Annotated in this window: 23 protein-coding genes; 11 read left to right on the top strand and 12 right to left on the bottom strand. The window is 72.8% G+C overall.

Annotated features, from left to right (window positions below):
- Positions 1-115: 115 nt before the first annotated feature.
- Positions 116-328, bottom strand: coding sequence for a DUF5703 family protein (locus ACQPZF_RS20540; protein WP_433274001.1), 213 nt, complete (start codon positions 326-328; stop codon positions 116-118).
- The gene (locus tag ACQPZF_RS20545; RefSeq protein ID WP_433274003.1) at positions 325-1,302 is read right to left on the bottom strand and encodes a YncE family protein; all 978 of its coding nucleotides are present in this window, start codon (positions 1,300-1,302) and stop codon (positions 325-327) included. Before ACQPZF_RS20545 ends, ACQPZF_RS20540 begins: the two co-directional genes overlap by 4 nt.
- Before the next feature lie 176 nt (positions 1,303-1,478).
- Between ACQPZF_RS20545 and ACQPZF_RS20550 the strand changes: the two genes are divergently transcribed.
- Positions 1,479-2,552, top strand: coding sequence for a hypothetical protein (locus ACQPZF_RS20550; protein WP_433274005.1), 1,074 nt, complete (start codon positions 1,479-1,481; stop codon positions 2,550-2,552).
- A gap of 71 nt (positions 2,553-2,623) precedes the next feature.
- Here ACQPZF_RS20550 and ACQPZF_RS20555 read toward each other — a convergent pair whose 3' ends face one another.
- Entirely contained in the window at positions 2,624-3,589 is a 966-nt protein-coding gene (locus tag ACQPZF_RS20555) for an aldo/keto reductase (protein ID WP_433274007.1), read from the bottom strand.
- A gap of 232 nt (positions 3,590-3,821) precedes the next feature.
- Here ACQPZF_RS20555 and ACQPZF_RS20560 point away from each other — a divergent pair, with 232 nt between their 5' ends.
- The 4 genes from ACQPZF_RS20560 to ACQPZF_RS20575 all read left to right on the top strand — a co-directional run bounded on the left by ACQPZF_RS20560 (position 3,822) and on the right by ACQPZF_RS20575 (position 7,029).
- Positions 3,822-4,364, top strand: coding sequence for an RICIN domain-containing protein (locus tag ACQPZF_RS20560; RefSeq protein ID WP_433274009.1), 543 nt, complete (start codon positions 3,822-3,824; stop codon positions 4,362-4,364).
- Positions 4,365-4,453: 89 nt separating this feature from the next.
- On the top strand, positions 4,454-5,503 hold the full coding sequence (locus ACQPZF_RS20565; protein WP_433274011.1) for an LLM class F420-dependent oxidoreductase: 1,050 nt from the start codon (positions 4,454-4,456) through the stop codon (positions 5,501-5,503).
- Entirely contained in the window at positions 5,500-6,324 is an 825-nt protein-coding gene (locus ACQPZF_RS20570) for an undecaprenyl-diphosphate phosphatase (RefSeq protein ID WP_433274013.1), read from the top strand. Before ACQPZF_RS20565 ends, ACQPZF_RS20570 begins: the two co-directional genes overlap by 4 nt.
- A gap of 9 nt (positions 6,325-6,333) precedes the next feature.
- The gene (locus tag ACQPZF_RS20575; RefSeq protein WP_433274015.1) at positions 6,334-7,029 is read left to right on the top strand and encodes a histidine phosphatase family protein; all 696 of its coding nucleotides are present in this window, start codon (positions 6,334-6,336) and stop codon (positions 7,027-7,029) included.
- A 386-nt stretch (positions 7,030-7,415) separates the two neighbouring features.
- Here the strand turns inward: ACQPZF_RS20575 and ACQPZF_RS20580 are convergent, their stop codons facing one another.
- Positions 7,416-8,570 (bottom strand): site-specific integrase, encoded by a 1,155-nt coding sequence (locus ACQPZF_RS20580; protein WP_433274017.1) that lies wholly within the window; start codon positions 8,568-8,570, stop codon positions 7,416-7,418.
- A gap of 86 nt (positions 8,571-8,656) precedes the next feature.
- Here ACQPZF_RS20580 and ACQPZF_RS20585 point away from each other — a divergent pair, with 86 nt between their 5' ends.
- Positions 8,657-8,965: an ArsR/SmtB family transcription factor gene (locus ACQPZF_RS20585; protein ID WP_433274020.1), complete on the top strand. Its 309-nt coding sequence runs from the start codon at positions 8,657-8,659 to the stop codon at positions 8,963-8,965.
- Positions 8,966-9,001: 36 nt separating this feature from the next.
- Here ACQPZF_RS20585 and ACQPZF_RS20590 read toward each other — a convergent pair whose 3' ends face one another.
- The 3 genes from ACQPZF_RS20590 to ACQPZF_RS20600 form a co-directional block, all read right to left on the bottom strand.
- Positions 9,002-9,367, bottom strand: a complete 366-nt coding sequence (locus tag ACQPZF_RS20590; RefSeq protein WP_433274022.1) for a VOC family protein — start codon at positions 9,365-9,367, stop codon at positions 9,002-9,004.
- Between the two features lie 106 nt (positions 9,368-9,473).
- Complete coding sequence (locus tag ACQPZF_RS20595) at positions 9,474-10,196, bottom strand: MBL fold metallo-hydrolase (protein ID WP_433274024.1); 723 nt, start codon at positions 10,194-10,196, stop codon at positions 9,474-9,476.
- Positions 10,193-11,167: a hypothetical protein gene (locus tag ACQPZF_RS20600; protein WP_433274026.1), complete on the bottom strand. Its 975-nt coding sequence runs from the start codon at positions 11,165-11,167 to the stop codon at positions 10,193-10,195. The genes ACQPZF_RS20595 and ACQPZF_RS20600 overlap by 4 nt, the downstream gene beginning before the upstream one ends.
- A gap of 154 nt (positions 11,168-11,321) precedes the next feature.
- Here ACQPZF_RS20600 and ACQPZF_RS20605 point away from each other — a divergent pair, with 154 nt between their 5' ends.
- On the top strand, positions 11,322-11,729 hold the full coding sequence (locus ACQPZF_RS20605; protein ID WP_433274028.1) for a VOC family protein: 408 nt from the start codon (positions 11,322-11,324) through the stop codon (positions 11,727-11,729).
- A gap of 95 nt (positions 11,730-11,824) precedes the next feature.
- On the opposite strand, the gene ACQPZF_RS20610 is transcribed toward ACQPZF_RS20605, so the two are convergent.
- Both ACQPZF_RS20610 and ACQPZF_RS20615 read right to left on the bottom strand, forming a co-directional pair.
- The gene (locus ACQPZF_RS20610) at positions 11,825-13,006 is read right to left on the bottom strand and encodes an RNA polymerase sigma factor (RefSeq protein ID WP_433274030.1); all 1,182 of its coding nucleotides are present in this window, start codon (positions 13,004-13,006) and stop codon (positions 11,825-11,827) included.
- Positions 13,003-13,374 carry a YciI family protein gene (locus tag ACQPZF_RS20615; RefSeq protein ID WP_433274032.1) on the bottom strand — a complete coding sequence of 124 codons (372 nt, stop codon included), beginning with the start codon at positions 13,372-13,374 and terminating at the stop codon, positions 13,003-13,005. The genes ACQPZF_RS20610 and ACQPZF_RS20615 overlap by 4 nt, the downstream gene beginning before the upstream one ends.
- A gap of 101 nt (positions 13,375-13,475) precedes the next feature.
- Here ACQPZF_RS20615 and ACQPZF_RS20620 point away from each other — a divergent pair, with 101 nt between their 5' ends.
- Complete coding sequence (locus ACQPZF_RS20620) at positions 13,476-13,928, top strand: YybH family protein (protein ID WP_433274034.1); 453 nt, start codon at positions 13,476-13,478, stop codon at positions 13,926-13,928.
- Between the two features lie 41 nt (positions 13,929-13,969).
- Here ACQPZF_RS20620 and ACQPZF_RS20625 read toward each other — a convergent pair whose 3' ends face one another.
- Positions 13,970-15,409, bottom strand: a complete 1,440-nt coding sequence (locus ACQPZF_RS20625) for a PLP-dependent aminotransferase family protein (RefSeq protein WP_433274036.1) — start codon at positions 15,407-15,409, stop codon at positions 13,970-13,972.
- 47 nt (positions 15,410-15,456) lie between these two features.
- Between ACQPZF_RS20625 and ACQPZF_RS20630 the strand changes: the two genes are divergently transcribed.
- From ACQPZF_RS20630 to hrpA, 3 genes are all read left to right on the top strand, one after another.
- The gene (locus ACQPZF_RS20630; protein WP_433274038.1) at positions 15,457-15,894 is read left to right on the top strand and encodes a carboxymuconolactone decarboxylase family protein; all 438 of its coding nucleotides are present in this window, start codon (positions 15,457-15,459) and stop codon (positions 15,892-15,894) included.
- Positions 15,891-16,643, top strand: a complete 753-nt coding sequence (locus ACQPZF_RS20635; RefSeq protein WP_433274040.1) for an isocitrate lyase/PEP mutase family protein — start codon at positions 15,891-15,893, stop codon at positions 16,641-16,643. Before ACQPZF_RS20630 ends, ACQPZF_RS20635 begins: the two co-directional genes overlap by 4 nt.
- 139 nt (positions 16,644-16,782) lie before the next feature.
- Positions 16,783-20,685, top strand: a complete 3,903-nt coding sequence (gene hrpA / locus ACQPZF_RS20640; protein ID WP_433274042.1) for an ATP-dependent RNA helicase HrpA — start codon at positions 16,783-16,785, stop codon at positions 20,683-20,685.
- 60 nt (positions 20,686-20,745) lie between these two features.
- Here hrpA and ACQPZF_RS20645 read toward each other — a convergent pair whose 3' ends face one another.
- Both ACQPZF_RS20645 and ACQPZF_RS20650 read right to left on the bottom strand, forming a co-directional pair.
- Positions 20,746-21,231, bottom strand: a complete 486-nt coding sequence (locus tag ACQPZF_RS20645) for a MarR family winged helix-turn-helix transcriptional regulator (RefSeq protein WP_433274044.1) — start codon at positions 21,229-21,231, stop codon at positions 20,746-20,748.
- Between the two features lie 201 nt (positions 21,232-21,432).
- Entirely contained in the window at positions 21,433-21,915 is a 483-nt protein-coding gene (locus tag ACQPZF_RS20650) for a MarR family transcriptional regulator (RefSeq protein WP_433274046.1), read from the bottom strand.
- Positions 21,916-21,961: the final 46 nt, after the last annotated feature.

The raw sequence follows: 21,961 nt of genomic DNA on the forward strand, positions 1-21,961 counted from the left end.
CTGACACCACTGCCTTCCGGTGAAAGACATCCGTCAGCCACCACGCCTGTGGTACCACAGGCGTGGTGGTGCTCCGCGGCCTCCGGTGGTCGCGGAACGCCGCAGCCACGGAGCGCTAGGTGATCACACCGGGCAGGGTCGCGGCCGTCCGCTTGCGGCGCAGCCACACCTTGCGCGAGCCGTCGCCGAACAGCAGTGTCCTGGACAGCTCCCAGCCCGCGAACTCGGCGTGGAGGGTGAGCTGCGTCGTCGCCGTGCGACGGGAGACACCGGCCGGCAGCCGCAGCGGCCGGTACTCCCAGTCCCCGTCGACCACCCCATCGCTCATATCCCGATCACCTGCATCCCTTGGCCGTTCCCGGACGCGACGAACACGCGCCCGCTGCCTGGATCAACCGCCACCGCATCCGGCTGGCGGACCGTGGCGAACCGGAACCGCTCCACGGGCTCGCCACCCGCGACGTCGAACGCCACCACCTGGTTCAGCTCGGTGAGCGTGATCCACACCAGGTCCCGCGTGCCGTCGTAGGCCATCCCGTACGGGGCGCCCGGCACCGGGAAGCGCTGCCGCATGATCAGCGGGCGCACCGAGAAGGCCATCAGCTCGCCGCCGCGCGTGTCCACCACCAGCACCCGGCCGAACCGGTCCGCCACGGCCGTCGTCGCGCCGTCGCCCGCCCGCAGGCCCGCGCCCAGCCGGGGCCCCTCCGGGCCGTCCAGCTCCACGTCGAACACCGCGCTGCGCGGCCGGTCCAGCACCACCGCGCCGGAGCCGGCCGCCACCACCTGATCAGGGCTGGACACCCCGGTCACGACCTTGTCGTCCACGCCGACCAGCTTCGCGTCCCGCCGCGCGACGACCGTCCTCCCGTCCACCACGGCCACGTCCACCGGCCCGCCGTCGACCCGGCGCTCGGCGGTCGACCCGTCGGCGCGCACGGTCACCACGACACCGCTGCCCGGCACCGGGGCCTCCACCGCGTCACCGACCGGCGTCAACCGCTCCGCCACCCCCGGCAGCGGCACCACCAGCGGCGACGCCAGCGTGTCCAGCGGGTAGAGCAGCACCGACGGCGGCTCGGCGACGGCCACCGCGACCCGGCCGCCCACCACGGCGACGGCGGTGGCGTCGGCCAGCGGCAGGACCGCCCCGGCGGGGGTCTGCGACTGCTGCGGCGACACGGCGGGCCTGGCCGGCTCCAGCGTCGCGGCTATCTGCAACGGGTCACCGGAGTTCTGCTCGCTGGCGCAGCCGGAGAGCAACGCGGTTCCGGTGAGCACTGCCGCGGCCAGTCGGCGCAACGTCGAACCTCCAGCTAACCCGATCGCGAGACGTCGTCCCAGCATCCATCACGAAACCACCATCGTCACGCAGGGGGGCGGGTGTTGTCGTTGGTCTAGGAGGGTGGTAGTCGGCCTCCGCCCGTACCCTCACCGGTCTTTTCGCGACTATCCCAGGTGAACGGGAAGGCGGCGCGATGACGGTCGAGGAGCTGCGGAGCAGGCACGTGGAGATGCTGAGGTCCAGGCGTGTCGTGGACCACCTGGACCCGGCGGCGCCCGGGACCGCCGAGACCACCGGCAGCCGCTACTACACCTGGCACCAGGTCGCCACCGAACCGGTCCGGACCAGGCTCGGCCGCCTCGCCGACGTGCGCGTGCGGCCGGCCGCCTACCGGCCCGACCACCTGCACGACCTCCAGAGCACCCTCGACGCCCTGTTACCCGAGGTGCTGCACCTGGCCCGCTCGGCGGGCTGGACGGTCACCACCCCGGTGCTCGCCGGCGTGTTCCCCACCGGCACCCTCGACGGCCTGTGCGTGCCGGTGCCCGGCCGCGGCGTGCTGGTGCTGGTCAACAGCGGGCTGCCGGACCTCGTCGCCGCCGTGCTGAAGGTCATGACCGGGGTCCTGCCGAACTACGGCACGCCGCCCCTGCTCGCCTCCGACCAGGCGTCCTACGCGCTCGCCGAAGCCCTCAACGCCTACCTCTACGGCAACGGAGCCGTCGAAGCGCGGCCCCTGCCCGAGCTGTCCGGCCAGCGCCTGGCCCTGGTCGGCCTCATGCTGCGCCGCGCCACCCAGTTCGTCATCGCCCACGAGGTCGGGCACGTGCTGGCCGGTCACCTGGTCAACGCCCGCCGCTGGACCGACCCGCACACCCCGGTCGGCGTCCTGGACGCGCAGGCCGTCGGCTGGTCGCGCGAACACGAGGCCGACCGCATCGCGGCCATGATCATGCTGCGCAGCCTGGACGACCTCAGCCCGCGCGAACTCGACGTGCACGAGCCGTGCCTGGTCGCGGCGCTGCTGCTGGTGCTGTTCCTGCACGAGATCACCGACCGGCTCGCCGACGAACTCGGCCTCACCGTGCCGTTCGCGGGCAGCCACCCGCCACCCGTGCGGCGCATCCAGAGCCTGGTCGAGCACCTGGCCGACCGGGTCCGCACACCCCGCGCCCTGGACCTCGCGGCCGACGTGGCGACCTGGCTGGAGGACCAGGTCACCGGCGTGCGCGAGTGGTTCCGGCTGGTGGAGGAGGTGTTGATCTAGGTTCGCCGGGCGTCCGGCCGCCCCGGGTGGGGATCGACGCCGCCCGCGCACGAGCGGACCCCACCGGACCGTCAGCCCAGCGGGCGCTCGGGGTAGCCGAACTCCACCGCGCTCACGTCGTCCAGCGCGGCGCGGATGGCCGGCGGCAGCGTCAGGTCCTCGGCGGTCAGCGAACCCGCGAGCTGCCCGGTGTCCCGCGCGCCCACCACCGGCGCGACCACGCCGGGCCGGTCCCGCACCCACGCCAGTGCCACGCACAGCGGCGACGTGCCCAGTCCGTCCGCCGCCGTCGCCACGGCCTGCACGATCCGCGCCGCCCGTTCCGTGCGGTGCTGCTCCACGTAGCCCGCGAAGTGCGCCGACGCGCCCCGCGAGTCCGACGGGGTGCCGTTGCGGTACTTGCCGGTCAGCACGCCCCGGCCCAGCGGCGCCCACGGCAGCAGCCCGATGCCGTGGTGCTCCGCCGCCGGCGCGACCTCGCGCTCCACGCCCCGTTCCAGCAGGGAGTACTCGACCTGCGTGGACACGATCGCGGTGTGGCCGGGCAGTGCGGCGGCCGTGCCGAGCTGCCAGCCCGAGTAGTTCGACACCCCCACGTAGCGGACCTTGCCCGACGCCACGGCGGCGTCCAGCGCCGACAGCGTCTCCTCCAGCGGCACCGCCGCGTCCCACGCGTGTAGCTGCCACAAGTCGATGTGCTCCACGCCGAGCCGGCGCAGCGAACCGTCCAACGCGCCCAGCAGCGCGCCCCGCGACGCCCCGCCGCCGAACGGCCCGTCGTTGCGCCGCGCCACCGCCTTGGTCGCGATCACCAGCTCGTCGCGCGGCACGACCTCGCCCAGCAGGCCGCCCAGGATCCTCTCGCTCTCGCCCTCGACGTACACGTCGGCGGTGTCCACCAGCGTGCCGCCCGCCTCGGTGAACGCGAGTAGCTGCGTGGCGGCCTCCTCCGCGTCCGTGTCCCGGCCCCAGGTCATCGTGCCCAGGGCCATCCGGGACACCCGCAGTCCGCTGCGGCCGAGGTATCGCTGTTCCACGTGGGGGAGCCTAAGGGTTGATCGACACGACGGCGGCGCACGGTGGCCCGACACCTACCCGTGTTCACCCGCACGAGTAAAGCGACAGCATCGCGATTGCATTTTTCCGCAATTTCCGGGCTGTCCTGGAATATGAATTGGGTCGACTCCCGACTATTGACCGGGACCGGCCTGCGCGCGCTAGAGTTCGAGGGCCGCGCCATTGGGGGCGCGACGGCAAGAGGGGAATCGAATGAGATCTGTCCACAAGTATGTCGGTCTATTGTTCGCGGTCGTCCTCGGATTGTTCGGGGTGGTCGGCACGGCGGGCGCGACGGACGCCGCGGGCGCGGAGAAGGTGCGCGGCGTCGGGGCGACCGCCTACGGCTGGCTCGTGAACAACCACAGCAACATGTGTCTCGCCGTGCCTGGCGGGAGCAAGGTGGAGGGCACCGGTCTCATCCAGTGGGGTTGCGGGACCTGGGACGACCACTACTGGGGATTCGAGCCGTGGACCATCGGCGGCGCCCAGTACTACCGCGTCATCAATCTGAATTCCCAGCAGTGCCTGGCCGTGCCCGGAGGTAGCACGGTGGAAGGCACGCAGGTCATCCAGTGGGGCTGCGGGACCTGGGACGACCATTTCTGGCGGCTGGAGCCCACCGGGTCCGGCACGACCCGCATCGTGAATTACCGGAGCGGGCAGTGCCTGGCCATTCCGGGCGCGAGCACGGCGCAAGGTGAGCGCGTGATCCAGTGGGGCTGCGGCACCTGGCCCGACCACTACTGGCGGTAACCGGTCGACGCGGTCCGGGAAGGCCCCGTGCGGGGGTCTTCCCGGGCCGCCCTGGCGCGCCCGGTTACCCGCCGGTAGGGTCCGGTCCCGTGCGACTGGGACTGAACCTCGGGTACTGGGGCGCGGGCAACGACGCCGCGAACCTCGAACTGGCCAAGGAAGCCGACCGACTGGGCTACTCGGTGGTGTGGGCCGCCGAGGCCTACGGCTCCGACGCGCCGACCGTGCTGGCCTGGGTGGCCGCGCAGACCGAACGCATCGACGTCGGCAGCGCGATCCTCCAGATCCCGGCCCGCACCCCGGCGATGACGGCGATGACCGCCGCCACCCTGGACACCCTGTCCGGCGGCCGGTTCCGGCTGGGCCTGGGCGTCTCCGGGCCGCAGGTCTCCGAGGGCTGGCACGGCGTCCGCTTCGACAAGCCGCTGGCCCGCACCCGCGAGTACGTCGAGATCGTGCGCGCCGCGCTGCGCCGGGAACGGCTGCGCTACGAGGGCGAGCACTACCGGCTGCCGCTGCCCGACGGACCCGGCAAGGCGCTCACCCTCACCGTGCACCCGGTCCGCGAGCACCTCCCGGTCTACCTCGCCTCGGTCGGCCCGAAGAACGTCGAGCTGACCGGCGAGATCGCCGACGGCTGGCTGGGGATCTTCTTCTCGCCCGAGCACTCCGCCGCCTCCCTCGACGCCCTGCGGAGGGGCCGCGCGAAGGCCGGCAGGACGCTCGACGGGTTCGACGTCGTGCCGACCGTGCCGCTGTTCGTCGGCGACGACTGGCGGGCCTGCGCGGACCACGTCCGCCCGTACGCCGCGCTCTACGTGGGCGGCATGGGCAGCCGGGAGAAGAACTTCTACAACGACCTCGCCGTGCGGATGGGTTTCGCCGCCGAGGCCGCCGAGGTGCAGGACAAGTACCTAGCCAAGGACTACGCGGGCGCCATGGCCGCGCTGCCGGTCGAGTTCCTGGACTCGACCTCCCTGCTCGGACCGCGGGAGCGCATCGCCGAACGGATGCGCGCCTACGCCGAGGCGGGGGTCACCACGCTCACCCTTTCGCCCATGCTGCAAGATCTGGATCAGGGGATCGCGGCGCTGCGCACCGCGACCGAAGCTCTGGATCTGGCAGGAGTGGGTAGTTGAGCTGGTTGCAGGCCCTGGTCCTCGGACTAGTCCAAGGCTTGACGGAATTCCTGCCCATTTCCTCGTCGGCGCACGTCAGGATCGTCTCGACGCTGTTCTTCGGCAACGACGCGGGCGCCTCGTTCACCGCGGTCATCCAGCTCGGCACCGAACTCGCCGTGCTGATCTACTTCGCGCGCGACATCGGCAACTTCATCGCCGCGTGGTTCAAGGGGCTGTTCAGCGCGGCGGCGCGGAAGACCGAGGACTACCGGATGGCCTGGTACGTGATCATCGGGTCGGTCCCGATCAGCGTGCTGGGGTACGTGTTCAAGGACGAGATCCGCAGCTCGCTGCGCAACCTGTGGATCACCGCCACCGTGCTGGTGCTGTTCGGCCTGCTGCTGGGCCTGGCCGACCACTTCGCCAAGCACGTGCGCGACCGGCTGGAGCTGAAGGACGCCGTCGGCATGGGCCTCGCCCAGGCGCTGGCCCTGATCCCCGGCGTCTCGCGGTCCGGCGGCACGCTCACCGCCGGCCTGTTCCTGGGCCTGGACCGGGCCGCCGCCGCCCGCTACTCGTTCCTGCTGGCCCTGCCGGCGGTGTTCGGCGCGGGCATCTTCTCCATCCCCGACGTGCTGGACCGCTCCGAGCCGAACGCCGCGTCGGTGCCGCAGATGATCGTCGCCACGATCGTCGCGTTCGCCGTCGGGTACGCCACCATCGCGTGGCTGCTGCGGTACGTGTCCAAGCACAGCTACTCGGCGTTCGTCTGGTACCGGCTGCTGCTGGGCATCATGCTGATGGGGCTGCTGTCGATGGGGCTCATCAACCCGACATAGGCTGTGTCGGTGGCTACCGTGATCTTGCTCCGACACGCCCGCTCCACCGCGAACGGCTCCGGCGTCCTGGCCGGCCGCCAGCCCGGCGTGGCACTGGCGGACCAGGGCGTGGCGCAGGCGGGCAGGCTCGTGGAGCGGCTCGCCGGCGTGCCGGTCGACGCGGTCGTCACCTCCCCGCTGGAACGCTGCCGGGAGACCCTCGCGCCGTTGCTGGCCGCCCGCGGCCTGGAGGCCGCGGTGGAGCCGGAACTGGCCGAGGTCGAGTACGGCGAGTGGACCGGGCGGGCGATCCGGGACCTGCTGGAGGAGCCGCTGTGGCAGGTGGTGCAGCAGCACCCGTCCGCCGCCGTGTTCCCCGGCGGTGAGGGCCTGGCCGCCGTGCAGGCCCGCGCGGTGGCCGCGATCCGGGCGCACGACGCGCGGATCACCCAGGAATTCGGGCCGCGCGCGGTGTGGGTGGCGTGCAGCCACGGCGACGTGATCAAGGCGCTGCTGGCCGACGCGTTGGGCGTGCACCTCGACGGCTTCCAGCGGATCGTGGTCGACCCGGCGTCGCTGTCGGTGGTCCAGTACACCCAGACCCGGCCGTTCGTGCTGCGGGTGAACGACAACGGGGGCGACCTGTCCGGCGTCGTGCCGCCGCCGGAGAAGGCCGACACCGCGCCGTCCTCGGACGCCGTCGTCGGCGGCAGCACGGGGGCGTGATCCTGGGGTCGTGTCGATCCGCCCGCTGCGGCGGGCCGAGGTCTGACGTGTGGCCCCCGGACAGTGCAGGGTAGTCCGGGGGCCACCGGTCGGGCGGCGGACGCCGTCGGCCGGGGGCGGGGCGGCCAAGTGAACTGATGGTATGGGCGTTAATGCGAGCGTAAATGCCCTCATTGGACATGAGAACTTTTCGGGTTTTCCTAGCAGTGCAGGTCAGCCAACTGCGCAATGTCGCAAAATCGAGCAAAACCGCAGCTCAAACTATGTGGAAACGCCATGGAAACAAATCCTGGCAAGCACGCGGACGACGTATTCGGCTGCGCCGTTCGGCCGCGTCCGGGCGAAGGGCTGGTGTTTACAGTTAACAACCGGCCGTGCGCCGTGCGTCACAGTCCGAGGCGGGTGACAGCGTTGTCCTCCAACGGGTTCGCCGTCCGGATGTAGCGGTGGACCGTGCGCGGGTTGGTCCACCGGCCCTGCCGCATGATCTCCCGGTCGCTCGCGCCGCCCAGCGCGGCCTGCGTCGCGAACCCGGCCCGCAGCGAGTGGCCGCCGAACAGCGCCGGGTCCAGGCCGGCCTTCAGCGCGTACCGCTTCACCACGTCGGACACGGCCTTGTCCGACATCGACCGGCCGCCCAGCTTGCCGTGCCTGCTCACCGCCGGGAACAACGGCCCGCTGTGCCGTCCCGGCCGGTAGGAGTGGCAGCGGTGGGTGGCCTGCGGGTCCGGCTCGTCCTCCAGCAACGCCCTCGGGTCGGCGGCGGTCAGCACGTCCACCCAGTCCGCGAACGCGCACACCGGGCACGTCGGCCGGCGGGCGCCGCGCGGCAGCACCACCTGCTGGCGGTGCGTGCCGGTCTGGTCGGTCTTCGTCACGCCCAGTCCGACCAGCAGCAGCGGCTCGTGCGTGCGCGGGTCGACGTCGACCCTGACGTCCTCCAGGCTCAGCGCGGCCAGCTCGCTGCGGCGCAGCGCCCCCGCGAACCCGACCAGCAGCAGCAACGCGTCCCGCCGCCGCGCGACCCCGGTGGGCCAGCCCGGCGCGGGGCGTTCGGCCAGCAGCGCCTCCAGCGTGTCCAGCAGCACCGGGCGCTTGCTGCGCGGCTGGTCGCGGCGGGTGCGCCGGATGCCGCGCAGGGTCAGCCGCACGACGTCCGAGCGGGTGGGGGAGGACAGGCCGCCGGCGGCGTGCACGGCGGCGATCGCGGCGGCCTTGCGCTCCAGGGTGGACGGGCTGAACGCGGGGGAGCCGTCCGCCTTCACGCTCCGCGCGGCCACCGCCAGGTACACCGCGACGTCGACCGGGTCGGCGGGCAGCGCCTGGCGGCCTTCCTCGGCGCACCACGCGGCCCACCCGACCCAGTCCGACCGGTAGGCGCGCAGCGTGTTGGGGGACTGCGCGGCGTGCAGGTACTCCGCCAGCGCGGCGGCCTGCTCGTCGTCGAAACGGCGGCGCACCTGCTCCAGCGCGGCGAAGTCGACCAGCACCGGGTGTGCGACACGATCAAGCCCGGCACGCACCGGCTCCGGCAGGCTCACGGACGCCACCCTAGCACTCTCGATAGCATTAATCATTTCAGTGAATACCGGAATTAACGATCAACAGTGGCCGCTACGATGCCGACATGCGCGCTCTCCAACACCCGGCTGTGGAGGACCTCCGGCTGTCCACGGTGCTGAGCGCGCTGGCCGACCCGGTGCGCCTGCGGATCGTGGCCGAGCTGGCGCGGTCGGGCGGGATCGTGTGCGGGCAGTTCGACGTGCCGGTGAGCATGTCGACGCTGTCGCACCACCTGCGGGTGCTGCGGGAGGCGGGCGTGCTGCGCGTGACGCCGCAGGGCAGCTACCGGACGCACGAGCTGCGGCTGGAGGAGATGGAACGCCGGTTCCCCGGCGTGCTGGACTCCATCACGCGCGCCATCGGCGCGGTCTGACGCCGCGAGCGGTCCGGGACGGCGCGCTGTGCCGGGTCAGGCGCGGACCCACAGGCAGAACGGGTGGCCCGCGGGGTCGAGGTAGACGCGGACGTCGTCCTGCGGCTGGTGGTCGGCGAGCGTCGCGCCCAGCTCGACGGCGCGCCGGCCCTCGGCCGCCAGGTCGTCCACCTCGATGTCCAGGTGGAGCATCATCCGCTGCCGCCCGGCGACACCGGGCCAGGTCGGCGGGACGTGGTCGGGGTCGGTCTGGAACGACAGGCCGGCGGTGCCGTCGGCCGGGCGGACGGTGGCCCATCCCGGCTCGTCGGCGCGCAGTTCCCAGTCGAGCAGGTCGCGGTAGAACCGGGCGAGGGCTTGGGCGTCGGTCGAGTCCAGGACGGTCGCAGTCAGTTTCCGCACCGGTCGAGTGTCGCCCGGCCCGTCGGCTCGTGGCCACCTGACGGCGGATCGCGCGGCCGTTGCGCGTGGCACCCGGGAGCGGGACGCCGTGGTGTGACGTGGGCGGTCATCCGATGTGGTGGGTGTCGTGCTGGCGGGCGGTGGGCGCGGAGGCGCGTTCCGCCGCCTGTTCCTCGGTGAGGGTGTGCCCGATGTGGGTGAGGAGGAGTCGTCGGGTGGCGCGGGCGGCTGCGGCGGCGTCCTCGGGGGTGCAGTGGTGCGCGGTGGGTTCGGCGCTGTCGGCTTCGCACAGGAACAGGTCCGCGTCGGTGGCGAGGTCGTCGAGCGCGGGGCAGGGGCCGGTGTCGCCGGAGTAGGCGAAGGTCTTGTCGCGGTGGGTGGCGCGCAGGCCGAACGCGGGCAGGCCGTGGTGGACGGCCCGGCTGGTGAGGGCGAGGTCGCCGATGTCGGCGCGGTGGCCGTCGTGGAGTTCGTGGACGTCGAACGCGGCGCTCGCCGGATTGGGGCCGGTGCTCGCGAGGAACGTTTCGAGGCGGTCGGCGAGGCCGGGTGGTCCGTAGAGCGGGATGGGGTGCGGGGGCCGCAGGTCGGCGAAGAGCAGGGCGTAGTAGGCGGGGAGCAGGTCGGCGGTGTGGTCGGCGTGGGTGTGGGAGATCCAGATGGCGTCCAGCCGGTCCGGCCTGGTGTGGCGCTGGAGGTTGGCGAGGGCGCCGGGGCCGGCGTCGACCCAGAGGGTGGTGGTGTCGGTGCGCAGCAGGTAGCCGGAGCAGGCCTGGTCGGGGCGCGGGTAAGGGGTGGCGGCGCCCAGGACGGTGAGGGTGAAGGTCACGGGGCAGTGTGCCGCAGGATGTGCACGCCCGCCGCGGTCTTGAGGTAGGCCCAGGTGAGTTCGCCGTCGGTGGTGAGGCCGACGTGGGAGGCGGAGGCGCGGGCGAGGTTGTCGGGCAGGGGGACGCGGGTCCAGTCGTCGCCGGTCCAGCGGTGGTAGGCGGGGCGGGTCTCGAAGCTGCGGCGGGTGGCGTGGATGCCCCAGGTCCAGCCTGCGGCGACGCCGTGGAGGCTGAGCCGGTCGGCGTCGCCGGGTGGTGGCACGGGGTGCCAGCGGCGGCCGTCGTAGTGGTGGATGTGCAGGCCTTCGGTGTCGTGGGTGTGGGCGAGCCACAGGTTGTCCGGCGCGGTGGCGGCGAGGCGGGCGATGTGGCCGTGGTCGAGGCGGGGGCCGTGCAGGTCGGTCCAGGTGTGGCCGTCCCAGTGGATGAGGACGGGGTACTCGTAGGTGGCGGGTCCGGCTCCGGTGACGCCGCCGCCGCCCGCCCACACGTCGTCGGGCGCGGTGGCGGTGATGGTGTGGAGGGTTTCGCGGGGTGAGGTGAGGATGGTGGCGCGGGTCCAGTCGTGGCCGTCCCAGTGGAGGGTGTCGCTGCCGGAGCCGACGATGTGGACGTCGTCGGGCGCGATGGCGGCGACGGCTTTGGCCCAGACGATGGCGGGTGTGGTGACGCTGTGCCAGCGGGCGCCGTCGTAGTGCAGGACGAGGGGGCGGCCGGCGCTGTTGCCGACGGCCCACACGTCGTCGGGCGCGGCGGCGGAGATGGCGGCGAGGCTGGCGGCGGCGGTGAGCGCGGGGAGGGTTTCCTCGACCCAGTCGACGCCGGTCCAGCGCAGCACGAGGGGGGTGGAGGGTCGGCTGGTGAACACGCCGGTGGTGCCGGCGAGCCAGGCGTGGTCGGGCGCGGCCATGGCCAGGTCGGCCAGTGCGGTGCTGGGTGGGAGCGTGGGCACCGGCACGGGTCGGAACAAACTCGATCTCCCCCTCGATGTGTCCCCCGACGCATCGCAGGGTCTACCTCACCAGTCCGCGGCCTGTTCGGTATCCGCCGAACGGCGGGTTTGTCGTTGCGGGGGAGTGAATCGAGGGCGGTGGCTGTCCTGGTTGGCGGTCATGCTCCGTGCCATGACTTCTCTTCACGTGTACTTGGGCTACCGCGACGCGGACGCGGCGATCGGGTGGTTGGGCAAGGCGTTCGGGTTCGAGGCGACGATGCGCTTCCCGGACGAGCAGGGCGGGGTGGCGCACTCGGAGCTGCGGTTGGGTGACGCGGCGCTGGTGGTGTTCAGCGATCGGGACGGGTACGAGCGTGCGCCGCGCAAGGGGGACACGAGCGGGTCGGGGATGTACCTGACGGTGGGCGGGGACGCCGAGGTGGACGCGTTGTACGCGCGGGCGGTGGGTGCGGGCGGTGTGACGGTGTGGGAGCCGGGTGCGACGGAGTGGGGGAACTACCGGTTCCGGGTGGTGGATCCGGAGGGTTTCGAGTGGACGTTCGGCACGCACCGGCCGGGTGAGCCGCAGCAGTGGTGACGCCCCTGGCCCCGGCTTCGGAGCTGGTCCCGGTTCGTGCGCGGCCGGTCCTGGCTTGATCGTGGGCCGCTCGGCTGTGTAGGCGGGCCGGCGGGTCAGGTTCGGGCGCGTTCTTCCAGGTAGCGCCGTTCGGGCAGGCTGAGGGTGGCGCGGGCGGCCTGTGCGTAGTGCGTGCGGGCCGTCTCGTGGTCGCCGGCGAGGTCGAGCAGGTGGGCGCGGACGGCGTGGACGCGGTGGTGGTCGGCCAGGGCCGGGTCGGTCTCGGCGGTCGTGAGGCGGTCCAGGGCGGTGGCGGGGCCGTGGACCATGGCGGTGGCGACGATCCGGTTGAGGGTGACCATCGGGCCGGGCGTGATGCTGTGCAGCAGGTCGTAGAGGGTGAGGATCTGCCGCCAGTCGGTGTCCTCGGCGGTTGTGGCCTCGGCGTGGACGGCGGCGATCGCGGCCTGGAGCTGGTAGGGGCCGACGGGGTGGGTGGCGAGCGCGTCCGTGACCAGGCGGGTGCCTTCGGCGATGGCGTCGGCGTCCCACCGGGTGCGGTCCTGTTCGGCGAGTGGCACGAGGGCGCCGTCGGGGGTGGTGCGGGCGGGGCGGCGGGCGTCGGTGAGCAGCATCAGGGCGAGGAGGCCGGCGGTCTCGCCGTCGTGGGGGAGTCGGCGGGTGAGGCGGATGGCTTCGGCGGTGAGGTCGACGCGGCTCAGCGCGGCGCCGGAGCTGGCCGTGTGGCCTTCGGTGAAAACCAGGTAGAGGACGTGGCGGACGGCGTCGAGCCGCTGGTCGCGTTCGGTGTCGGGTGGGAGGGCGAAGCGGGCGTCTTTGACGCGGTGCTTGGCGCGGCTGATGCGTTGCGCGATGGTCGCCTCCGGGACGAGGAACGCGCGGGCGATCTCGGCGGTGGTGAGGCCGCCGACGGCGCGCAGGGTGAGGGCGACCTGGGACGGCGGGGTGAGCGCCGGGTGGCAGCACAGCATGAACAGGGTGAGGGTGTCGTCGACGCCGGGCGTGGGCTCGGGGTCGGGCGGGGTGAGCGTGAACGCCGTCTGCTCGCGTCGGCGGCGGGCGGTGTCGGCGCGCCAGGCCTCGATGCGGCGGCGGGACGCGACGGTGATCAGCCAGGCCTTGGGGTTGGCCGGGACGCCGTCGGCGGGCCACCGGGTGGCGGCGGCGAGCAGGGCTTCCTGGACGGCGTCCTCGCACGCGGCGAAGTCGCCGTGGTGGCGGACGAGGGCGGTGAGGACCTGCGGCGCGAGTTCCCGCAGGAGCGGTTCGGCGGTCACAGCCCGAAGTCGCCCAGGGACATCACCGGCCGCACCTCCACCAGCCCGTAGGGGGCTTCGGGGATGCGCCAGGCGATCTCCACGGCGCGTTCGAGGGTGTCGCAGTCGACCAGGTAGAACCCGGCGAGCAGCTCTTTGGCCTCGGCGAACGGTCCGTCGGTGGTGATGGCCTGGCCGTCGCGGACGACGAGGCGCTTGGTGAGCGACGGGTCGGCGAGGGCTTCGGAGACGACGAGTTCGCCGGTGTCGGCGAGGTCGTCGTCCAGTTGGGCGTAGGCGTCGAGGCCGGCGGCGCGTTGCTCGGCGGGCAGGCCGTCCCAGATGGCGCGGGACTCGGGGTTGCCGTAGATCAGGATCAGGTACTTCACGAGGGGCCTCCGGAAGTCGGCGGAAAAATCTTCGGGCACCGTGTCGAGAATCCCCGGCCTGCTTCTACGTCCGGGGTGAGCGGCGCCCAACGGGGGCGCCGGTGCTCGAAGGGACGATCATGGGCGACGAGACGGTGATCCGGGAACTGGTGGCGCGGCGTGTAGAGGCGATGCGTGCCGGGGACGTGGAGGCGCTGGTGGGCGACTACCTGCCGGAGGCGGTGGCGTTCACGTTGGCCCCGCCGCTGCGGCACACCGCGCCGGAGGTGCAGGACCCGGAGGCGCTGCGGGGGTGGTTCGCGTCGTTCGACAGCGCGGTGGATTTCGAGGTGCGTGATCTGGTGGTCGAGGTGGGCGGCGGGGTGGCGTTCTGCTTCAGCCTGAACCGGGTGTCGGCGGTGCCGCGCGGCGGCAGTGGGGCGTTCGACCTGTGGTTCCGGTCGACGCTGGGCCTGCGGGAGGTGGGCGGGGTGTGGCGGATCGCGCACGAGCACACGTCGACGCCGTTCTACATGGACGGGTCGTTCTCGTCGGCGGTGGACCTGAAGCCCTGACATCGCGGTGGTGCCGCTGTCGCACCGCGTGCCGGTCGTCGTCATGTCCCGAGTACTTCGGCGAGTGCCCGCAGGGCCGGGCGGTAGGCGTGTTCGGCGGGGGTGCCGTAGCCGATGATCAGGCCCTGCGGGGTGTCCGGGCCGGGGTCGTGCCAGTGCTCGCGGAGCCTGCCGCAGGCGAGGCCGCGGGCCGCGGCGGCTGCGGCGGCGGCGTCCTCGTCGGGGTGGTGGACGAGGGCGTGCAGGCCGGCGGAGACGCCGTGGGCGGCGTGCTCGCGCAGGCAGTCGAGCAGCAGGTCGCGGCGGCGGCGGTAGCGGAGCCGGCCGGCGCGGATGTGGCGGTCGTAGGCGTGGCTGGTGATGAGGTCGGCGAGGGTGAGCTGGCCGAGGGCCTCGGTCTGGTGGTCGGCGTGGCGTTTGGCGTCGGCCACCGGGTCCAGCAGGCGGGGCGGCAGCACCAGCCAGCCGAGTCGGACGCCGGGGCCGAGGGTCTTGGAGACGCTGCCGGCGTAGACGACGTGGTCGGGTGCGGTGCCCTGGACGGCGCCGACGGGTTGCCGGTCGTAGCGGTATTCGCCGTCGTAGTCGTCCTCGATGACGATCGCGCCGGTGGTGCGGGCCCAGTCGACGAGGGCGCGGCGGCGTGCCGGGTGCAGGGTGACGCCGGTCGGGTACTGGTGGGCCGGGGTGACGACGGCGGCGGCCACGTCGTCGGGGAAGGTGTGCGCGCCGTCGGTGTCGACGGGCAGCGGCACGACGGGCCGGCCGGTGCGGCGCACCACCTGGCGGTGGAAGTGGAGGCCGGGGTCCTCCATCGCGATCGGCCCGTCGAGCACGCCGGCCAGCAGCGACAGGCCCTGCACGTAGCCGGCGGTGATCACGATGTGCGCCGGGTCGGCCTGCACGCCGCGGGTGCGGCCGAGGTAGTCGGCCAGGGCGCGGCGCAGTTCGACCCGGCCGCGTGGGTCGGTGTAGCCGTGGACCTCGGCGGGCGCGGCGGTCAGGGCGCGGCGGGCGGAGCGCAGCCACTCGGCGGTGGGGAACGCGGTGACGTCGGGGCTGCCGGGCCGCAGGTCGTAGCGGGGGACGGTCTCGTCGTGGCCGGTGACGGGGGTGGTGGTGCGGGGCTGGGTGAGGGGCGCGACCTGGGTGCCCGCGCCGCGGCGGGCGGTGAGGTAGCCCTCGGCGACGAGTTGGTCGTAGGCGGCGGAGACGGTGTTGCGGGCGAGGCCGAGTTCGACGGCGAGGCGGCGGGTCGCGGGCAGGCGTGCGCCGGGCGCGAGGCGGCCGGTGCGGATGGCGTCGCGCAGGGCGTGCTCCAGGCCGGTGCGGCGGCCGGTGGCCGGGTCGAGGTCCAGGTGCAGGTCGACGCCCGGAGCGGCCCCCGTAGTGGCTCCCGGAGCGACCTCCGTCGCCGTTCCCGGCGTGACCCCCTGCGTGGCTCCTGGAACGGCGCCCTGAGTGGCCCAAGGTTGTGACACGGGATTGGACCTTAGCAAGGTGCCAATGGCTGCCTAGGGTGTCGATCATGACGATTCGACTGTCGGTGCGGGAGCTGACGCCGGACACCCTCGGGGCGATGGGCGCGCTGTCGAAGGCGGCGCGCGCCACCACGCTGGGCCCGAGGCTCCGGGAGCTGGTGCAGGTCCGGGCCTCCCAGGTCAACGGCTGCGCGTACTGCGTCGACCTGCACACCCGCGAGGCTCGCGAGGCCGGTGAGCAGCAGCGGCGGCTGGACCTGCTGCCGGTGTGGCGGGACGCGCCCGGGTTCACCGACCGGGAGCGCGCGGCGCTGGCCCTGACCGAGGCTGTGACCAGGCTCTCCGACGGGGTACCCGAGGACGTGTGGGCGGCTGCCGCCGAGCGGTTCGAGGAGCGCGAGCTGGCCGAGCTGCTCTGGGTGATCGCCACCATCAACACGTGGAACCGCATGGTCGCCACGACGCATGCCTGGGAGGTCTCGTGAACCCCGCAGAGAAGGCCGACGAGAAGGCCGCCGCGCTGCGCGCCTTGCACGTGCCCGGCGACCCGTTAGTGCTGCCGAACGTGTGGGACGCCGAGTCGGCACGGGTCGTGGCGGGGCTGTTCCCGGCCGTGGCCACCGCCAGCGCGGCCGTCGCGCCGTCGCTGGGCTACCGGGACGGCGAGGAGATGCCCGCCGACGAGGCGTTCGCCGCCGTCGCCCGGGTGGCCCGCGCGGTCGACGTGCCGGTGACCGCGGACGTGGAGCGCGGCTACCGGCTGCCGCCCGCCGAGATCGCCGCCCGGCTGGCCGACGCGGGCGCGGTCGGCTGCAACCTGGAGGACTCCGACCCCGCCACCGGCACGATGGTGGAGCAGGGCGAGCAGGTGGAGTTCCTGGGCGCGGTGCGGGCCGCCGACCCCCGGCTGGTGATCAACGCCCGGGTGGACGTGTTCGTGCACGGCAGCCGCTCGTTCGACGAGGCGGTGGACCGCGCCCGCGCCTACCTGGCGGCCGGCGCGGACTGCGTGTACCCGATCTTCCTCGACGGCGACGCGGTGGCGGAGTTCTGCCGCGCGGTCGAGGGCCCGGTGAACTGCGGCGTGGGCCCCGGCGACCCCACGCCCGGCGAGCTGGGCCGACGCGGCGTGGCGCGGGTCAGCTTCGGGCCCGGCCCGCACAAGCTGGTGATGGCGCATCTCGCCACCCTGGCCACCGGTATCCGCGACGGCGGGTCGCCGTTCACCCGGTGACGGCAGGTCGCCGTTCGGTCCGTGAGTGCGGGTCGCCGTTCGGTCCGTGACGCCCGGCGGGTGGCGGGGCGCACACCTGCCCGCCCCCGCCGGATAATGGGCGGCCCCGTCCGCGGCGCACCACTATTCTGATCGCAGCATGGACACCACCGCGCACTCCGACCTGCACCGACGCCTGTCCGACCTGATGACCGGGGACCAGCGGCGGTTGCGCCGCAGGCTCGACGGGGCGCGCCGGGTCCGCGACGGGAAGGCCCGCGAGGCCGTCCACGCCGAGATCGCCGCCGAGGTCGAGCAGGCCGAGCTGCGGGTCGCGCTGCGCCGCGAAGCCGTGCCCAAGATCACCTATCCGGGCGAGCTGCCGGTCAGCGCCCGCAAGGACGACATCGCCGCGCTCATCCGCGACCACCAGGTGGTGATCGTCGCCGGCGAGACCGGGTCGGGCAAGACCACCCAGCTCCCGAAGATCTGCCTGGAACTCGGGCGCGGCGTGCTCGGCCAGATCGGCCACACCCAGCCCCGGCGGCTGGCCGCCCGCACGGTCGCCGAGCGCATCGCCCAGGAGCTGGACATCCCGCTGGGGTCCGCCGTGGGCTACAAGGTGCGGTTCAGCGACCAGTCCGGCGACGACACCCTGGTCAAGCTGATGACCGACGGCATCCTGCTGGCCGAGATCCAGACCGACCGGATGCTGTCCCGCTACGACACGATCATCATCGACGAGGCCCACGAGCGCAGCCTCAACGTCGACTTCCTGCTCGGCTACCTGCGGCAGCTACTGCCGCGCCGCCCGGACCTCAAGCTCGTCATCACCTCCGCCACCATCGACCCGGAGCGGTTCTCCCGGCACTTCGGCGACGCCCCGATCATCGAGGTCTCCGGCCGCACCTACCCCGTGGAGGTGCGGTACCGGCCGATCGTGGACCCCGACGACCCCGGCGCGGATCCCGACCGCGACCAGACGCAGGCCGTGTGCGACGCGGTGCGCGAACTCCAGGCCGAAGGCCCCGGCGACGTGCTGGTGTTCCTGTCCGGCGAACGCGAGATCCGCGACACCGCCGACGCGCTGGCGGCGCTGGACCTGCGCGACACCGAGATCCTGCCGCTCTACGCGCGGCTGTCGTTCGGCGAGCAGCACCGCGTGTTCCAGTCGCACCGGGGCCGCCGGGTCGTGCTGGCCACCAACGTCGCCGAGACGTCGCTGACCGTGCCGGGCATCAAGTACGTGGTCGACCCCGGCACCGCCCGCATCTCCCGCTACAGCAACCGCCTCAAGGTGCAGCGGCTGCCGATCGAGCCGATCTCGCAGGCGTCGGCGAACCAGCGCAAGGGCCGCTGCGGGCGCGTCTCCGAGGGCATCTGCATCCGCCTGTACAGCGAGGACTCGTTCGACGCGCGGCCCGAGTTCACCGACCCGGAGATCCTGCGCACCAACCTCGCCTCGGTCATCCTGCAGATGACCGCCATCGGGCTGGGCGACATCGCGGCGTTCCCGTTCATCGACCCGCCCGAGGCCCGCAACATCGCCGACGGCGTGCAGTTGCTCCAGGAGCTGGGCGCGATCGTGCCCGCCGAGCAGAAGCTCACCCCGCTGGGCCGCAAACTCGCCCAGCTCCCCGTCGACCCGCGGCTGGCCCGCATGGTCATCGAGGCCGACCGCAACGGCTGCGTCCGCGAGGTCATGGTGATCGCCGCCGCGCTGTCCATCCAGGACCCCCGCGAGCGGCCGTCGGACAAGCAGCAGGCCGCCGACGAGCAGCACGCCCGGTTCAAGGACCCCGACTCGGACTTCACGGCCTACCTCAACCTCTGGCAATACCTGCGCGACCAGCAGAAGGCGCTGTCCTCCAACCAGTTCCGCAAGCTGTGCCGCAACGAGTTCCTCAACTACCTGCGGGTGCGGGAGTGGCAGGACATCTACAGCCAGCTACGGCAGGTCGCGAAGACCCTCGGCGTGCACGTCAACGACCAGCCCGCCGAGCCGCGCGCCGTGCACGTCTCGCTGCTGTCCGGGCTGCTGTCCCACATCGGCGTCAAGGACGTCCCCAAGCGCGACCCCGGCAAGCGGCAGGCCACCGAGTACCTGGGCGCGCGCAACGCGAAGTTCGCGATCTTCCCCGGCTCGGCGCTGTTCCGGAAGCCGCCGCAGTGGGTGATGGCCGCCGAACTGGTCGAGACGTCCCGCCTGTGGGGCCGGATCGTCGCCCGCATCGAGCCCGAGTGGGCGGAGCAGCTCGCCGAGCACATCGTCAAGCGCAGCTACAGCGAACCGCACTGGGAAGCCAAGCGCGGCGCGGTCGTCGCGCTGGAGAAGGTCACGCTCTACGGCGTGCCGATCGTCGCCGCCCGCAAGGTGAACTACGGGCGCATCGATCCGGGGCTGTCCCGCGAGCTGTTCATCCGGCACGCCCTGGTGCAGGGGGAGTGGACCACGCACCACAAGTTCTTCCACCACAACCGGGCCCTGCTGGACGAGGTCGCGGAGCTGGAGAACCGGGCGCGGCGGCGGGACATCGTCGTGGACGACGACACCCTCTACGACTTCTACGACCAGCGCGTCGGCGAGGAGGTCGTGTCCGCCCGGCACTTCGACACGTGGTGGAAGAAGACCCGCCACAGCGAGCCGGACCTGCTCACGTTCGACAAGGCGATGCTGGTCAACGACCGCGCCGACATCAGCCCCGACGCCTACCCCGACCAGGTCACCCGCGGCGGTGTCGCGCTGCCCCTGACCTACCGGTTCGAGCCGGGCGCGGCGGTGGACGGCGTCACCGTGCGGCTGCCGCTGCCCGCCCTGACCACCGTGCCCGACGACGCCCTGTCCTGGCAGGTGCCCGGCCTGCGCACGGAACTGGTGGTCGCGCTGATCCGGTCGCTGCCCAAGCCGGTGCGCCGCAACTTCGTGCCGGTGCCCGACGTGGCCGCCGCCGCGCTCGCGGGCATCGACCCCGACGAGCCGCTGCTGCCCGCCCTGGAACGCGAGCTGCGCACCCTGACCGGCGTCGTCGTGCCGCGCGAGGAGTGGCAGCTCGACCAGGTCCCCGAACACCTCAAGCTGACCTTCCAGGTCGTGGACGAGAACGACCGCGAACTGGCCCAGGGCAAGGACCTCGCCGCCCTCAAGCAGCAGTTGCGCGGGCAGCTCCGGGAAACCCTGGCCGCCGCCGCGTCGAGCCTCGCCCGCACCGGCCTCACCACGTGGGACCTGGACGAGCTGCCCAGGACCGTGCAGCGGCGGCAGTCCGGCATCGTCGTCACCGCCTACCCGGCGCTGGTCGACAAGGGCGACAGCGTGGCCGTGGAGATCCTCGACACCCCCGGCCGGCAGGCCCTCGCGATGCGGCGCGGCACCCGCCGGCTGCTGCTGCTCACCGTCCCGTCACCGGTGAAACTCCTCCAGCGCGGCCTGTCCAACGCCGAGAAGCTCACCCTGACCCGCAACCCGCACGGCGGCGTCGCACCGCTGCTCGCCGACTGCATCTCCGCCGCCGTCGACCACCTCGTGGACTCCGCGGGCGGGCCCGCGTGGAACGCCAAGGGCTTCGCCCGGCTCACCGACTACGTGCGCAAGTACCTGGGTGAGACGGTGTTCGACGTCGTCCGCGAGGTCCGCAACGTGCTCGACGCCGCCCAGGACGTCGAACTGCGCCTGGGCGGCATCCGGGGCCCGGCGTTCGAGGAGTCCGTCGCCGACGTCCGCGCCCAGCTCGACGGCCTGGTGCACCGGGGTTTCGTCACCGAGGCGGGCGCGGCGCGGCTGTCCGACATCCACCGCTACCTCCAGGGCATCTCCCGCCGGCTGGCGAAGCTCACCGAGAACGTGCGCCGCGACCAGGACTGGATGGACCGCGTCCACCGGGTCCACGCCGAGTACCGCGACCTGCGCGGCCGGCTGCCCGACGACGAGCCCCACCCCGAACTCGACGAGGTGCGGTGGATGATCGAGGAACTGCGGCTGAGCTACTTCGCCCAGACCATCCCCACCCGCTACACCGTCTCGGACAAACGGGTGTTCAAGGCCCTCGACGCCGTTCCCGGATGACGGCCCCCGGCGGTCCCGCCGTCGAGCGCGGTCGCGGCGGAGGACCATGGGCGCGGCCTCCTACTCGCAGCGCTCCAGCAGCGTCCGCAGCGCGTCGGCCACCACCGCCTGCGTCGCCGGGTCCAACGGCTCCAGCAGCTTCGCGTACCGCGCCATGTGCTCGGCCAGCATCGAGTCGACCAGCGCCCGTCCCCCGTCGGTCAGCTTCACCCGCACCACCCGCCGGTCCGACGCGTCCGGCACGCGTTCCACCAGGCCCTTGGCCGCCATCCGGTCGATCCGGTTGGTGATCGCCCCCGCCGTCACCAGCGCCGCGTTCAGGAACGCGCCCGCGGTCAGCCCGTACGCGCTGCCGGTCCGCCGCAGCGTCGTCAACACCTCGAACTCGCCCGGCTCCAGGTCGAAGTGCGCGAGGAACTCCTTCAGCTCCCGTTCCACCAGCCGCGACAACCGGGCGACCCGCCCCAGCACGGCCACCGGCGAGGTGTCCACGTCGGGCCGCTCCGCCCGCCACTGCGCCAACACCGCATCGACCTCGTCACCCATCGAAACCCTCCCCGTGTTTCAACATCGAACAGCTTGACGTCGGAATGACCGGACCGCCGGACGGTTCACCAGGAAACCATCTCCGGCGTCCGCCGCCCCGGCTCTTACCCGCACCGGGCGCGAGCCACTCCGCCGTCCCCCGCGTCCATGCTCCAGCCCCGCGCCGCCGCCAGGGCCGTTTCGCGCAGATCCCCCGCCCGCTCAGCCGCGCGACAAGTCCTCGGTCGCCGCGCGCCCGGCCTCCGTCGTGCGGCACAGGAAGTCCGCCAGCAGCGCGAGCTGGTCCTCGTCGTAGCCGGCCAGCAGCTCGTCCAGCGCCGAATTCATCCCCGAGTACAGGCCGAACAGCTCCGGGTTCCGGTCCTTCAACGCCCGCACCAGCACCGCCCGCCGGTCCGTCCCGTCCGGGTCGCGCTCGCGCGCCACCCAGCCGCCCCGCTGCAGGCGGTCCAGGACGCCGGTCATCGTGGCCGGGTGCAGGCCCGCGCGGCGGGCAAGCGCCGACGGGGTCAGGGGACCGTGCTCCGAGACGATCTCCAGGCAGTCCAGGTCGACGTCCCGCAGCTCCAGCCGGCTCCCCACCTGGTGGTTGAGCAGCGAAAGCTGGTTGCGCAGCTCGCGCAGCGACGTCTTGATCCCGGCCGCCACCCGCCGCCGCCCACGATCAGACTCTATGGAAGTCATATGATATGCTCTCCGTATCGTATCCGTCCCATGTGAAGCTTATCCG

The organism is Actinosynnema sp. CS-041913, assembly GCF_050942485.1.
Lineage (GTDB): Bacteria > Actinomycetota > Actinomycetes > Mycobacteriales > Pseudonocardiaceae > Actinosynnema.